At 71.5% G+C, this 13,573-nt stretch carries 12 protein-coding genes; 4 read left to right on the top strand and 8 right to left on the bottom strand.

Annotated elements, in window-relative coordinates; translation table 11 throughout:
- Window positions 1-11 precede the first annotated feature (11 nt).
- On the top strand, window positions 12-719 hold the full coding sequence (locus PSH03_RS27800; protein ID WP_210786000.1) for an amino acid ABC transporter permease: 708 nt from the start codon (window positions 12-14) through the stop codon (window positions 717-719).
- Complete coding sequence (locus PSH03_RS27795; protein WP_238690860.1) at window positions 716-1,690, top strand: amino acid ABC transporter permease; 975 nt, start codon at window positions 716-718, stop codon at window positions 1,688-1,690. The genes PSH03_RS27800 and PSH03_RS27795 overlap by 4 nt, the downstream gene beginning before the upstream one ends.
- A 77-nt stretch (window positions 1,691-1,767) precedes the next feature.
- Here PSH03_RS27795 and rny read toward each other — a convergent pair whose 3' ends face one another.
- The 7 genes from rny to PSH03_RS27760 form a co-directional block, all read right to left on the bottom strand.
- Window positions 1,768-3,534, bottom strand: coding sequence for a ribonuclease Y (rny, locus tag PSH03_RS27790; RefSeq protein ID WP_238690858.1), 1,767 nt, complete (start codon window positions 3,532-3,534; stop codon window positions 1,768-1,770).
- A 909-nt stretch (window positions 3,535-4,443) separates the two neighbouring features.
- Complete coding sequence (locus tag PSH03_RS27785; RefSeq protein WP_210786003.1) at window positions 4,444-5,142, bottom strand: regulatory protein RecX; 699 nt, start codon at window positions 5,140-5,142, stop codon at window positions 4,444-4,446.
- 14 nt (window positions 5,143-5,156) lie between these two features.
- A complete protein-coding gene (gene recA, locus PSH03_RS27780; protein ID WP_053656326.1) occupies window positions 5,157-6,203 on the bottom strand; it encodes a recombinase RecA in 1,047 nt (348 codons plus the stop codon).
- A gap of 184 nt (window positions 6,204-6,387) precedes the next feature.
- Window positions 6,388-6,588, bottom strand: coding sequence for a DUF3046 domain-containing protein (locus PSH03_RS27775; RefSeq protein WP_210786004.1), 201 nt, complete (start codon window positions 6,586-6,588; stop codon window positions 6,388-6,390).
- 5 nt (window positions 6,589-6,593) lie between these two features.
- Window positions 6,594-7,985: an MFS transporter gene (locus PSH03_RS27770; RefSeq protein ID WP_210786005.1), complete on the bottom strand. Its 1,392-nt coding sequence runs from the start codon at window positions 7,983-7,985 to the stop codon at window positions 6,594-6,596.
- A gap of 155 nt (window positions 7,986-8,140) precedes the next feature.
- Complete coding sequence (locus PSH03_RS27765) at window positions 8,141-8,836, bottom strand: UdgX family uracil-DNA binding protein (RefSeq protein ID WP_238690857.1); 696 nt, start codon at window positions 8,834-8,836, stop codon at window positions 8,141-8,143.
- Between the two features lie 340 nt (window positions 8,837-9,176).
- Window positions 9,177-10,517, bottom strand: coding sequence for an aminotransferase class I/II-fold pyridoxal phosphate-dependent enzyme (locus tag PSH03_RS27760; protein WP_210786007.1), 1,341 nt, complete (start codon window positions 10,515-10,517; stop codon window positions 9,177-9,179).
- A 36-nt stretch (window positions 10,518-10,553) separates the two neighbouring features.
- Here PSH03_RS27760 and PSH03_RS27755 point away from each other — a divergent pair, with 36 nt between their 5' ends.
- Both PSH03_RS27755 and leuE read left to right on the top strand, forming a co-directional pair.
- A complete protein-coding gene (locus tag PSH03_RS27755; protein ID WP_238690855.1) occupies window positions 10,554-11,798 on the top strand; it encodes a bifunctional pyridoxamine 5'-phosphate oxidase family protein/GNAT family N-acetyltransferase in 1,245 nt (414 codons plus the stop codon).
- On the top strand, window positions 11,798-12,469 hold the full coding sequence (leuE, locus tag PSH03_RS27750) for a leucine efflux protein LeuE (RefSeq protein ID WP_210786009.1): 672 nt from the start codon (window positions 11,798-11,800) through the stop codon (window positions 12,467-12,469). The genes PSH03_RS27755 and leuE overlap by 1 nt, the downstream gene beginning before the upstream one ends.
- Before the next feature lie 139 nt (window positions 12,470-12,608).
- Here the strand turns inward: leuE and PSH03_RS27745 are convergent, their stop codons facing one another.
- Window positions 12,609-13,538: a sporulation protein gene (locus tag PSH03_RS27745; protein WP_238690854.1), complete on the bottom strand. Its 930-nt coding sequence runs from the start codon at window positions 13,536-13,538 to the stop codon at window positions 12,609-12,611.
- Between the last annotated feature and the right edge of the window lie 35 nt (window positions 13,539-13,573).

The following is a 13,573-nucleotide window of genomic DNA, read 5'->3' as shown; positions in this document are numbered from 1 at the left end:
AACACCGACCCGTGAACGTGCTCATCGACAAGTTCGACGTCTTTGCGGGTGGTTTCTGGCTCACCCTCCAGATCTGCATCCTCGCCGCGATCGGCGCCCTCGTTCTGGGCGCCATCGTGGCGGTGCTGCGCATCTCACCGGTGCCGCCGCTCCGCGCACTCGGCACCGGCTACGTGAACGTCTTCCGCAACATGCCATTGACAGTGGTGATGTTCTTCGCCGCGTTCGGCCTGCCCGCGCTCGGCTCCAACGCGGACTTCCTCCGCATCCCGGTGCTCGACTCGCTGTTCACCCGGCTCGGCACCGACCTGCCGTACTTCCGGTTCGCGCTGATCGCCCTGGTGCTCTACACCGCGGCGTTCGTCTGCGAGGCGCTGCGGTCCGGGGTGAACGCGGTGCCCGCCGGCCAGGCGGAGGCGGCGCGGTCACTGGGCCTGACCTTCGGGCAGAACCTGCGCTACGTGGTGCTGCCACAGTCCTGGAAGGCCTCGATCGTCCCGCTCGGTTCGGTGATCATCGCGATGATCAAGAACTCGGCGCTCGTCGGCTTCTTCGGGGTCGTCGGAGACCTGTCGCAGAGCGCCGACCAGCTCACCTCGGCCGAGGGCTACGCCTTCGTCCCCGTCGCCCTCGGCATCTCGATCGGCTATCTGATCATGACTGTGCCGCTCGGCACCCTGCTGGACCGGATCGAGAAGCGACAGGCGGTGGCCCGATGAGTCAGCAGACCAGCGTCCTCTACGACGTCCCCGGGCCCCGGCAGCGGCGGATCACGCTGATCAGCAGCGTCGTCGCCGGGTTGGTCCTGCTCGTCGGCGCCTACTTCCTGATCTACCGACCCCTGGACGAAAAAGGCCAGTTGTCGATGGAGTTGTGGGGTCCGCTGGTCGACCCCTCCAACGAGAACTTCTCCCTGGTCTGGGAGCGGATCGGCCTCGGCTTCAAGAACACCCTGATCGCGGCGGCGATGGCCATCGTGGCCTCGCTGGTCGTCGGCACGCTGCTCGCGGTGCTGCGGATCCAGCTCAAGAGCCTGTCCCAGCGCACGTTCACCGGCCTCGCCACGCCGCTGGCGTACCTGCTGCGCGGGCTGAGCTGGCTGCTGTCGGCGGTCACCCGCGTCTGCGTCGAGGTGTTCCGCGGCCTGCCCGTCGTGCTCACCATCTTCTTTGTGGCCCGCGGCTTTCCCGAGTTCGGCGTCTACCTCGACAACCTCTGGTACCTGGTCATCGGCCTCACCGTCTATAACTCTGTGGTGATCGGCGAGATCCTGCGCTCGGGCATGGAGGGGCTGCCGGGAGGTCAGGCGGAGGCCGCTTCCGCCATCGGGCTGTCCCCGGCACAGACCACCCGGATGATCCTGCTGCCGCAGGCATTCCGGATCATGCTGCCGGCGCTGATCAGCCAGCTGGTGGTCGTCCTGAAGGACACCTCACTCGGTTTCATCATCAGCTACGAGGAGACCCTGAACATCGGTAAGCAGATCATCGGCGCACTGGAAAATCCCATCCAGGTCTACGTCGTGATCGCCGTTCTCTTCATCGTGGTGAACTACTCGCTGTCGAAGCTCGCACAGTACGTCCAGCGACGGCTCGCCCGGGGTCGCAAGACCGCGAACACCCCGGCGCAGAACCCGCCGCCCGCAGCGCTGATGTCCCAGGCCGAGGGCGGCGCCGGAACAGGCTCCTGACGCTCAGCTCGCACGGCAAAGGGCCAGCCCGAACACCGGGCTGGCCCTTTGCCCGCTCTACCGTCGGGCGCGCGAAGCTAGCGGGCGATCTCGGTGACCCGGGACTCGCGGACCACTGTGACCCGGATCTGACCCGGGTAGGTCAGCTCCTCCTCGATCTGCTTGGCCACGTCACGGGCCAGCACTGCCGCCCCGATGTCGTCGACGTCGTCCGGCTTGACCATCACCCGGATCTCCCGGCCGGCCTGCATGGCGAAGACCTTGTCCACGCCGAGCTTGCTGGCCGCGATCTCCTCGATCCGCTCCAGCCGCTTGACGTACGCCTCCAGGCTCTCGCGACGCGCGCCCGGCCGACCACCGGAGCAGGCGTCGGAAGCCTGGGTGAGCACGGCCTCGATGGTCTGCGGGGGCACCTCGTTGTGGTGCGCCTCGATGGCGTGCACCACGTCCTCGTGCTCGCCGTACTTGCGGGCCAGGTCCGCGCCGATGATGGCGTGGCTGCCCTCCACCTCGTGGGTGAGCGCCTTGCCGATGTCGTGCAGGAACGCCGACCGCTTGATGATGGGCACGTCCAACCGCAGCTCGGCGGCCATGATGCCGGCGATGTGGGCGGTCTCGACCAGGTGCTTGAGCACGTTCTGCCCGTACGAGGTGCGGTAGCGCAGCCGGCCGAGCAGGGTCACCAGCTCCGGGTGGATCTCGGTGATGCCGACCTCGACAAGGGCGTCCTCGGCGGCGCGGAGGCAGAGCTGCTCCACCTCCTGCCGGGCCAAGTCGTAGACCTCCTCGATCCGGTGCGGGTGGATGCGCCCGTCCAGGACCAGCTTCTCCAGGGTCACCCGGCCCACCTCGCGACGGACCGGGTCGAAGCAGGAGAGCAGCACCGCTTCGGGGGTGTCGTCGATGATCAGGTTGACGCCGGTCACCGACTCGAAGGCGCGGATGTTGCGCCCTTCCCGGCCGATGATCCGCCCCTTCATCTCGTCACCGGGGAGGTGCAGGACGCTGACCACGCTCTCCGCGGTCTGCTCGCTGGCGACCCGCTGGATCGCGTCCACCACTATGTGTCGAGCGCGCTGCTCGGCGGTGTTGCGGGCGTCGGACTCGATGTCCCGCACGAGCAACGCCGCTTCCCGCTTGGCCTGCGTCTCGATGGCGTCGACCAGCTCCATTCGCGCGGAGTCAGCGGTGAGCCCGGCGACCCGCTCCAGCTCCCGGCGGCGCAGCTCCTCCGACTCGGTCAGCTCGGCCTCGCGCTGGGCGAGCGCGGCCTCCCGGGCGGCGAGGGCGGCCTTCGCGGCGGTGAGCTGCCGCTCCCGCTCGGCGAACCGCTCCACCTCCTCGGTGTGCATCCGCTCCCGCTCGTCCATCCGGGCTGCCCGACGTTCCACCTCGGCGGCCTGCTCCCGGGTGGTGGCGGCGAGCACCGCGACCTCCCGTTCGCCGCTGCGCCGGGCTGCCGTCCGCAACTGCTCGGCGTCCGCCTCGGCCTGCTTGTGGGCGCGCTCCAGAACGGTGTCCGCCTCGGCCCGGGCGTCGTCGAGGACCCGCCGCGCCTCGGCGCGGGCCGCCTTCGCCTCGGCCTTCGCCGCCGCCGCCTCGGTACGGGCCGCTGCGGCCGCTGACTTCGCCACGTCGATCGTGCTGTTCGCCTCGTCGGCCGCGGTCCGCAGCGCGGCCAGGGACTGCTCCTGGCGGTCCTTCTCGGCGATGAAGGCGGGATCCTCCGGAGCCGGTGCGGCGCCCATCCGGCGCAGTGTCCGGACGCCGACCAGCACGGCCCCGATCACCACCACCGCGAGGACGAGGACGGCCGCGAGGAGCACGACGTCGAACGCGTTCATGCCGGGACCCCGTCGGGTCTACCGATGAACCTGTGCCGCCGCCCCGCCATGGCCGCCTCCCCTAACGTCGAGACCGCAGCGACCGTGCCGGGGGCACACTCCTGCGGCTGTGGACGCCCGACCGGAGCGGCTGGCCGTGGGTAGCTTTCTCCGCCGGCGGTGCCCGTGGGCAGCGTCGGCGACCGGGTGCAGTTGTCGCAGCGTTCCGGACCGGCCTGTCCGGAACTGCCGCCAAAGGCCGCGGAGTCGGCCAAAGTGATGCTGTTCTGTTACGCGATCTATGTTGTGCGCTTAGCCTGCGCTGGTCGGGCAATGTGAGCCTGTATGGCGAGGCTAGGTCGCCGGGGGTGCTCTGGTCAAGGACTCATGATCAAACCCCCCGAACGGAGAGAAGTTGCCGCGTCACTCAAAGCTGATGTCGTGTCGGACACGGAAGGACAAACGCGGCGAGCCGACGGCTCCGATACGGATGTCGTGCCTGTTCAGAGACTGCGGCACCCCGGCGTTCAGCCGACTTTGTGACACCAGCGACCCTCCGCCCGCACCCGGCCCCTCGTCGGGCTCGCCACGCCAAGATCGTGCTACATCCCGGAAGTCGACGCCGTCGCGTTAGGGAGGACGACCGTTCGGCGACCGGCACAGCCTTGCCGATCATGGAGTTGTGGTGGGCGACAAAGCGTCTGCAAAACGGCCAAACCGGGCACCACAACTACATGATCAACCGCCCCTACTCCGCGATCTTGCGCTTTCTGTCCCGACACAAGGGGGCATTCCGCCTATCTCGACGACCGAAACTGCAAGATCGGCGCGGTCTTCTCCTTCGACCCACGTTGATCTACCAGAAGTCCGGTCGTCCAGCACGCTCGGCGGGCGGTGGTCACCCCGCCCGGACCGCTCATCGCACGTCGCTCACTCGACCAGACGGTTGTCGCGCTCCAACTCGCCCTCGGCGTCGGCGAGCGCGTCGGCGTCGATCTGCTCGGCGAACTCGGCCGCCTCGGCGCTCTGCGCGGCTAGCGCGTCCTTCACCGCCCGGATGGCCACACCAGGCGGGTAGCCCTTGCGGGCCAACATGCCCACCAGCCGGCGGAAGACCGCGTCCGGCTCACCTCGAGCGGTGCGCAGCTTGCGCTCCACCAGGCCACGGGCGGTGTCCGCCTCGGTCTCCTCGTCCAGCTCACCCAGCGCCTCGGTGGCCACCTCGCCGTCCACGCCCTTGCGGCGCAGCTCGTTGGCGAGCGCCCGGCGAGCGAGGCCGCGCCCGGCGTGCCGGCTGGACACCCAGGCCCTGGCGAACGCTGCGTCGTCGATGATGCCGACCTCGTCATACCGGTCGAGCACCTCGGCCGAGACCTCCTCGGAGATGCCCCGCTTGGCCAACGCCCCGGCCAGCTCGGCCCGGGTACGGGGCCGGACGGCTAGCTGGCGCAGGCAGATCTCGCGGGCCACCTCCGACTCGTCGCGCGGAGGGGCCGGAGACTCGACGGCGTCGGCCTCCTCGGACCGACCCCGGCGGCCTCGCCGAGGGCGGGGCGCATCGGTGGCGTCGCCCGTACGAGGCGGACTGGCATCCCAGCCCCGCCCCGTACGAGCGCGTCGTCCTGCCATGGGTCAGCGACCGATCAGAAGTCGACCGGCGGCAGCTCCGGGCCACCGGCGGCGTCACCCGCGCCGACCCCGACGCCGAGCTTCTCCAGGATCTTCTTCTCGATCTCGGCGGCCACGTCCGGGTTTTCCTTCAGGAACTCCCGGGCCTTCTCCTTGCCCTGGCCGAGCTGGTCGCCGTCGTACGTGTACCACGCTCCGGACTTGCGGATGATCGCCTGCTCCACGCCGACGTCGATCAGCGAGCCCTCACGCGAGATGCCCTTGCCGTACATGATGTCGAACTCGGCCTGCTTGAACGGCGCGGCGACCTTGTTCTTCACGACCTTGACCCGGGTGCGGTTACCGACCACGTCGGTGCCGTCCTTGAGGCTCTCGATGCGTCGCACGTCGAGCCGGACCGAGGCGTAGAACTTCAGCGCCCGACCACCGGTGGTGGTCTCCGGGCTGCCGAACATGACGCCGATCTTTTCCCGCAGCTGGTTGATGAAGATCGCCGTGGTGCCGGTGTTGCTGAGCACACCGGTGATCTTCCGGAGCGCCTGGCTCATCAGCCGGGCCTGGAGGCCCACATGGCTGTCGCCCATCTCGCCCTCGATCTCGGCGCGCGGCACCAGGGCCGCCACCGAGTCGATCACGATGATGTCGATCGCGCCGGAGCGGATCAGCATGTCCGCGATCTCCAGCGCCTGCTCGCCGGTGTCCGGTTGCGAGACCAGCATCGCGTCGGTGTCGACGCCGAGGGCCTTCGCGTACTCCGGGTCGAGCGCGTGCTCCGCGTCGATGAAGGCGGCGATGCCGCCGAGCCGCTGGGCGCTGGCCACCGAGTGCAGCGCCACAGTGGTCTTACCACTGGACTCCGGGCCGTAGATCTCGACCACCCGGCCACGGGGCAGGCCGCCAATGCCGAGGGCCACGTCGAGCGCGATGGAGCCGGTCGGAATGATTGCGGTCTGGACGACCGGCCGGTCACCCAGCCGCATCACCGAGCCCTTGCCGAATTGCTTGTCAATCTGAGCGAGAGCAAGGTCGAGTGCCTTCTCCCGGTCAGGCCCTGCTGCCATGTTTGCCACCCCTGCCTTCGCCGGCGTCTTTGCTGAGCTTCGCGTCACGCGGACACGCTAGGCGCTAGGTCCGACAGAAAACCAGCCGACGGGCCGCGAGCTGTGGACGAGCACCCAGCTGTGGACAGTAGCCGAACAGGTGTACGACTCGACAAGTGACACGCGGAATGGGCGAGAAGGCTGCTCAGCGTAGTCGGGCGGGCACTCGATCGGGGTACGCGGCACAAACCGCCCGCCACACCGCGTGCGTCTGCTCCCCCGATGCCAGGGCCTGCTCGATGGTCCGCCCGCCGAGCTGGGACAGCACCTGATCGCGGGCGATGCTGGCCGCGTAGCCGGGCCCGAACGCCTCGTCCAGCCGCGTCCAGAAGTCGGTCAGCCGCACAGTGATCAGCCCTCCTCGTCCGGTGCCCCGGTCGGCACCGGGCGCAACGCTAGCGCCACCAGGGGCGCCGCCGCGACCGCCGCGAGCAGGGTGAGCACGGGATATCCGGCGAACTGCATGACAAACCCGCTGACCACTGCGGCGCCGGCCCCGGCCAACCCCATGATCAGATCGGACAGCCCCTGGACGCTCGGCCGCACCTCGGCCGCCACCGACTCGGACAGCAGGGTCGAGCCGGCCACCATCGTCCCCGACCAGCCCAACCCGAGCAGGACCAGACCGACCGAGAGCCGAGGCGTGTGGTGCCCGGCGGTGCCGGCGACCGCGCAGGCGGCCAACAGCAGCCCGACCCCACCGAGGATCACCGCCCGTCGACCGAGTCGGTCGGTGAGCCAACCGACCACCGGGGAGAACGCGTACATGCCGGCGATGTGCAGGCTCAGCACGATGCCGACCAGCCGCAACACGTCGGCGTCGGCGTGCGACTCACCGAGCCGGACCGGAGTCATCGCCATCACCGCCACCATCACCAGGTGACCCACCGCCACGGCGGCGATGCCGAGTCGGGCGGCGGGCTGTCCGCGTACCACCGACCAGGCCGCACGCATCCCGGCGCCGCGCGGCGCGCGCACCTCGACCGGCGCGGCGGCCGGCGTCGCACCGCCACCTGCCGCCGGCGCCTCGGCCGCCACGGCGGTCGCCGTCGCGTCGGCGGCCGGCGGCAGATCGGCGGCCGGTGCGTCGGCCGCCGCGAGCCGCCGCGCCGTGAGCAGCGGGTCGGGCCGGAGCAACCCGAGGAGTACGACGGCAGCCAGCACGAACGCGGCCGCGCTGAACGCGAACGGGCCGGCCAGCGGGGGCAGCCCCCAGCCGGTGGTGACGCGGTCGGCCAGCGCGGCGAAGTTGGGCGCGGCCACCGCACCGATGGTGGTGGCCCAGACGATCAGGGAGAGCTGCCGCCCTCTGCGGGCCGGCTCGGCGAGGTCCACTGCCGTGTAGCGGGCCTGCAGGTTCGCCGCGGTGCCCCCGCCGAAGAGCAGCATGCCGAGGAAGAGCAGCGGCACCCAGCGGGTGGCCGCGGCCAGCACCACCAGCAGGCCACCGACGGCGCCGACCGTGTACGCCAGCACCAGGCCCGGCCGGCGGCCGTGCCGCGCCATGATCCGGGTGACCGGGACGGCGAGCAGCGCGGCACCGACCACCCCGGCGCTCTGCGCGACACCGGCCACCGCGGTCCCGGCGATCCGTGCCGCGAGCAGCGCGCCCACGGCGATGCCGATGGTCACGCCGATCCCGCCGATGATCTGGGTGGTGAAGAGCAGCCGCAGGGTACGCCGCTGGATCGACGCGACGTCGGGTCGGGCGGCGGTACGCGGCGCGGTCAGGTCGGTCGCCATCGGCGCTCCTGTCGGAAGGGGTGCCTCATCCTCGCGCACCCGCACCGACCGGCGGCAGTGGGTTTCGCCGGAACGGGGTCGCCACCGGCGCGGCCCACGCCCAGGGTGCCCGGATGAGCGAGGCCGGGGTGCTGGTGGTCGCGCGGGGTGGCTGGCTAGCCGGGCAGGGCGCGGGTGACGACGGTGAGGTCGGCGACCAGGCCCTCGTACGCCTTGTCCTGGTCGTCGGCCCGCAGGACGGCGGACGGGTGGATGGTGGCCAGCAGCCGAGCCTGCGGCGCGTCGGCCCGCTTTCCGGCGTTGTCCACCGGCACCTGTTCGAAGTCCGCTGGGTGTTGGGCCGACTCCGGCCAGGGCAGCAGCTCGCCCCGCTGCCGGGTGACCCGGAAGGACGGGCCGAGCAGGGCCTTGGCGGCGGTCGCGCCGAGCACCACCACGATCTCCGGACGCAGCCGGGCGAACTCGGCGACCAACCAGGGGCGACAGGCGGTGATGTGCACCTGGTCCGGGGTCTGGTGGATCCGCCGCTTGCCGCGCTGAACAAAACGGAAGTGCTTTACGGCATTTGTGAGGAAGAGGAGACCCGGGTCCAGCCCGGCGTCATCGACGGCGCGGCGCAGCAGGCGTCCGGCCGGGCCGACGAAGGGCAGCCCCTTCTGGTCCTCCATGTCGCCGGGCTGCTCGCCGACGAGCACCACGCGGGCGCTCTCGTCGCCCCGACCGAAGACCGTCTGCGAGGCGTCCCGGTACAGCTCACAGCCCCGGCAGCCGCCGGCGGCGGTGCGCAGGTCGTCGATGGTGTCGGCGTCGGGCGGAATGAACCGCTGGGCGCCCGGAGCACTTTCGGCCATGCCGACTGTTATATACCCGTTCGATGCTCGCCGCCGGATACGCCCCGGCACCCCGGCCGCAACGCGTCAGTACCCGTTGCCGCCCCCGTCTCCGCCGGACGCGATCGCGATCAGCACGATGACGATGATGATGATCGCCACCGCCACCGCTATCCAGATCCCCTTACGAGCCCCACCAGAAGCCATGTCCCCCACCTCCGGGCGCCCGCATACCCGTCCCCGCCGTCCCGAATCCCCGCGATCTTGCACTTTCTGCCCCGACCAACGTGCACAGACCCGACATTTCGCCAACACAAACTGCAAGATCGCGGGCGCGGCGGGGTGCGGGAGGCGCGGGGGGTCAGGTGGGGAAGCCCTGGGAGGGGGGTGGGTTTTCGGCTTGGGCCAGTGCGGCGGCCAGCGGAGCCAGGTCGGCGGGGTCCAGGGAGCTGACGGTGATGCGCAGGGCCGGCGGGGCGGCGATCCGGTAGAGGGCGCCGGGGGCCACCGCCCAGCCGGCGTCGCGGAGCGCGGTCACCGTGCTGGTCTCGTCCGCGACCGGCAGCCAGACGTTGATGCCGCTGCGACCGTGTGCTGTCAGCCCGTGCTCGGCCAGCGCGGCGAGCAGCCCGTCGCGGCGCTGCTCGTAGCTCTGCGCCGCCCGCTGCACCAACTCGGTGACCGCCGGGTCCCGCCACAGGGCGAGCACCAGGCGTTGCAGGACTGTGGAGACCCAGCCGGCGCCGACCCGGGTACGGCCGCTCACCCGGGCCACAGTCGTCTCGTCGCCGACCAGCACCGCCATCCGCAGGTCCGGGCCGAAGGGCTTGCTCACCGAGCGGAGGAAGGCCCAACTCGCTGTCGCACCAGCGAGCGGGTGCAGGGGTACGCGGGCCAGTTCGGCCGCGTGGTCGTCCTCGATCAACAGCAGGTCCCGTCGGCCGGCGAGCAGCGTCCGCAGCGCCTCGGCGCGGGCCGCGGAGACGGCGGCGCCGGTCGGATTCTGCGCCCGGCTGGTGACGATCAGCGCCCGCGCTCCGGCGGCGAGTGCCGCGGCCACCCCGGCGACCAGCGGCCCCTCGTCGTCCACCGGTACGCCGATCGGACGCAGGCCCAGCGCGGCGACGAGGTCGAGCAGGTTGGCCCAGCCCGGGTCCTCGACCGCCACCGCGTCGCCGGGGCGCAGGTGGGCGCCGAGCAACCGCTCGATGCCGTCCAGCGCACCGCCGGTGAGCGTCAACTCCCCGGCCGGTACGCCGTCGACGCGCAGCCGGGCGCGGGCCATCTCGGCCAGTTCGGGCAGCACTCCGGCATCGGAGTAGCCGACCGACGGGCCGTTCTCGGTGGCGAGCGCCGCCAGGTGCGGGCCCAGCGGGGGCAGCAGACGGGGGTCGGGTTCACCCCGGGACAGGTCTCGGGCGCCGGGCAACGGTGGGGGGCGCAGCGCGGAGCGGCGGGCGGCCACCGGCGGGCGGGGGCGGACCCGGGTGCCGTGCCGACCGGCGGTGGCGAGCAGACCACGTTGGCGTAGCTCCTGGTAGGCGCGGGCGACGGTGGCGGGGCTGACCCCCAACTCGGCGGCGAGTGCCCGCACAGGCGGCAGGGCGGCCCCCGGGGACAGGGCGCCGGTACGGATGCCCGACTCGATGCTGGCCGAAATCTCGACGGCTGTCGTACCGGTGAGCTGATAGTGTGCTGACACAAATAAGAGATTGTACTAGAACAAAGGGGCGCGCGCATGTATCCACCCACCGCCCGGACCACACCCCACCGCTCCCGCGAAAAGATGAGCTACGACCAGGCCGCCGCCCACGCCGTGCTCGACGAGGCGTACGACTGCGCGCTCAGCTTCATCGTCGACGGCCAGCCACGAGTGCTGCCCACCCTGCACGTCCGCATCGGCGACACGCTCTACCTGCACGGCTCCACCGGCAGCCGGCCGCTGCTCGCCGCCCGGGGCGACGACGGGTTGCCGGTCTGCGTCGCGGTGACACTGCTCGACGGGCTGGTCTACGCCCGTTCCCAGTTCCACCACAGCGCCAACTACCGCTCGGTCGTCGCCCACGGCACCGCCCGACTGGTCACCGACGAGCGGGAGAAGCTCGCCATGCTCACCGCGCTGGTCGAGAAGGTCGGCGCGGGACGCAGCACCGCCACCCGTCCGCCCAGCCATCGCGAGCTGGCCGAGACCGCCGTACTGGCGCTGCCACTACGCGAGGTGTCCGTCCGGGCCCGCACCGGCGGGGTCCGCGACGACGAGGCCGACCTGCACCTGCCGCACTGGGCCGGCGTGCTGCCACTGCGACTCACCGCCGGGGCACCCGAGCCGGACGCCGGGGTCACCGCGCCGCTGCCGGCGTACCTGCGGACGCCCCGCACGCCCTGGCACGACCCGGTGCCGCTGCACGGTGAGCACGTTCGGCTGGAGCCGCTGGAGCTGGCGCACACCGACGAGTTGCACGCCGCCACCGCGGACCCCGTGGTGTGGCGGCACCTCAGCGTCGCGCCGCCCACCGCCCCCGCCGAAACCGCCGAGGTGATCGGCACCGCCCTGGCCGCCCAGCACCGGGGCGAGCGGGTGGCCTGGGTGCAGCGGTGCGCGGCGACCGGGGCGGTGGTGGGCAGCACCTCCTACTACGACATCGACCCGGAGCGGCGGGCGGTGGCCATCGGGCACACCTTCCTCGGCCGGCCCTGGTGGCGTACCGGGATCAACCCGGAGGCGAAGCTGCTGCTGCTCAGCCGGGCCTTCGACGACCTGGGCGCGGTACGGGTCGCCTGGCACACCGACATCCGCAACGTTCGTTCCCAGGCGGCCATCGAACGGCTCGGCGCGACCCGGGAGGGGGTGCTGCGGATGCACCGGCAACGCCCGGACGGCTCCTGGCGGGACACCGTGCAGTACGCGATGACCGTCGACGAGTGGCCGAACGCACAGGCCAGGCTGCGAGAAAGACTTCTGCGGACGGCACCGGTGGCGTGATGATGGCGGGCGTGCTGGGGATCACCGACATCTGGACGTACGTGCTGGGCACCGTGGCCATCATCCTGCTGCCCGGGCCGAACTCACTCTTCGTGCTCTCGACCGCGGCCAAGCGGGGCGTCGCGGTCGGCTACCGGGCCGCCGGTGGCGTGTTCGTCGGCGACGGGGTGCTGATGTTCCTCTCCGCCGCCGGGGTGGCGTCGCTGCTCAACGCGTACCCGCCGCTGTTCATGGTGATCAAGTACGCCGGTGCCGCGTACCTCGGTTATGTCGGGGTGACCATGCTGCTCGGCGCCGTGCGGCGCTGGCGCGACCGCAACGACCCGAACACGCCGCGGCTCATCGACGCCGCGGAGCCGGCGGCGATGCGCAGCCCGTTCCGCAAGGCGCTGGTGATCAGCCTGCTGAACCCGAAGGCGATCCTGTTCTTCATCTCGTTCTTCATCCAGTTCGTCGACCCCGGCTACGCCTGGCCGGCGCTGTCGTTCCTGCTGCTCGGGCTGATCGCTCAGGTGACCAGCGCGCTCTACCTGACCGCCTTGATCTTCGCGGGCACCTTCCTGGCCGCCCAGTTCCGCCAACGCCGCCGCCTGGCAGCCGGTGGCACCACCGCCGTGGCCGCCCTCTTCCTGGCCTTCAGCCTCAAGCTAGCCACCGCCAGCGCCAGCTGACCCCCCTCGGTCCGCCCGCCCGCCCGCCCTCGCGATCTTGCACTTTCGGTCGTAGAAACGCGCATTCTGAGCCGTTTTGTCGCCGCAGAAACTGCAAGATCGCGAGGGTGAGAAGGCGGGAGAGGGCGGGGCCGAGGGGTCAGGTGCCGTCGCCGCCGGAGCCGCCGCCGCCTACGCCGGTGCCGCCGGCGGTGCCGCCCAGGCCGTAGCCCGGTCGGATCGGCTCGTCGGGGTGGCGGCTGACGTGGGCCGACCCGGCGATCTGCGCGGACCAGTCGGCGTGCGCGGCCGCTGCGGCGTGCCGGTTGATCGCCTGGCGGATCCAGCCGTCCACTGTGGCGACCCAGTCCCGCCGGTCGGCGCCCTGGTGCCAGATCCGGAACCGGCTGATGCTCTGGTGGGTGATTCCGGCCAGCGCCAGCCGGCGATCCATCCAGAGGATCGCCTCCAGGCCCGCCGAGTTGGTCACGAAGATCACCTCCAGCTCGGTGATCGGGCCGGCGTAGAGCGGCCCCACCCAGTAGCCCCAGCGCTGGTGCAGGGGCAGGGTGTGCTCCACCCCTGGCAACCCGCCCTCCAGCAACCCGGACTGGCGGATCATGAAGCCCAGCGTGTCCAGCGCCGCCAGCACGTGCTGCTGGGTGGGGATCGGATGCACGAAGACCGGCACCATGGCCCCCTGGTCAAGGTCGGGGTCGAGCGACACCTCGGTCCGCAGGCCCATCCGCAGGCTCAGCAGCGGCACCCCACCGAAGGTGGTCACCGGGGTCTCCCACGGCAGCGGGAACGCGAAGTCGACCGCCCGCCGCCGACCGGCCGGTACGACGAACCGGCCGGCGATCGGCAGGTGGTGGAACTGCACGAGACGTCGGGCCGCGGCCGGGTCGTCCGGCTCGACAGTGGTGACGAGGCCGAGCCGGATGTGCCGCACCAGCACGTCCTCCGGGCCGGCCGCGACTGTCACCCGCCCGGGCAGGCGCAGGCCCGGGCGGGTACTCGGGTTGGGCAGCGTGGTCTGCACGGAGAGTCCGGTGCCACCGGACTCCGGGGACACTCCCGTCAGCCGCACCGCGCGCCCCCTCCCGGGACGGGGCCCCGGCGGCC

This window comes from Micromonospora salmantinae, from assembly GCF_022230905.1.
GTDB classification, from domain to species: domain Bacteria; phylum Actinomycetota; class Actinomycetes; order Mycobacteriales; family Micromonosporaceae; genus Micromonospora; species Micromonospora salmantinae.
The sequence above is the reverse complement of the archived record's forward strand: the minus strand, read 5'-3'. Positions and strand labels throughout refer to the sequence as shown.

Bases quoted from the DNA above. Each gene is read 5' to 3' on its own strand.
- PSH03_RS27785 (WP_210786003.1), bottom strand. From the start codon at position 5,142: ATGGCAGGACGACGCGCTCGTACGGGGCGGGGCTGGGATGCCAGTCCG.
- PSH03_RS27765 (WP_238690857.1), bottom strand. From the start codon at position 8,836: ATGGCCGAAAGTGCTCCGGGCGCCCAGCGGTTCATTCCGCCCGACGCC.
- leuE (WP_210786009.1), top strand. From the start codon at position 11,798: ATGATGGCGGGCGTGCTGGGGATCACCGACATCTGGACGTACGTGCTG.
- rny (WP_238690858.1), bottom strand. From the start codon at position 3,534: ATGAACGCGTTCGACGTCGTGCTCCTCGCGGCCGTCCTCGTCCTCGCG.
- PSH03_RS27795 (WP_238690860.1), top strand. From the start codon at position 716: ATGAGTCAGCAGACCAGCGTCCTCTACGACGTCCCCGGGCCCCGGCAG.
- recA (WP_053656326.1), bottom strand. From the start codon at position 6,203: ATGGCAGCAGGGCCTGACCGGGAGAAGGCACTCGACCTTGCTCTCGCT.
- PSH03_RS27770 (WP_210786005.1), bottom strand. From the start codon at position 7,985: ATGGCGACCGACCTGACCGCGCCGCGTACCGCCGCCCGACCCGACGTC.
- PSH03_RS27755 (WP_238690855.1), top strand. From the start codon at position 10,554: ATGTATCCACCCACCGCCCGGACCACACCCCACCGCTCCCGCGAAAAG.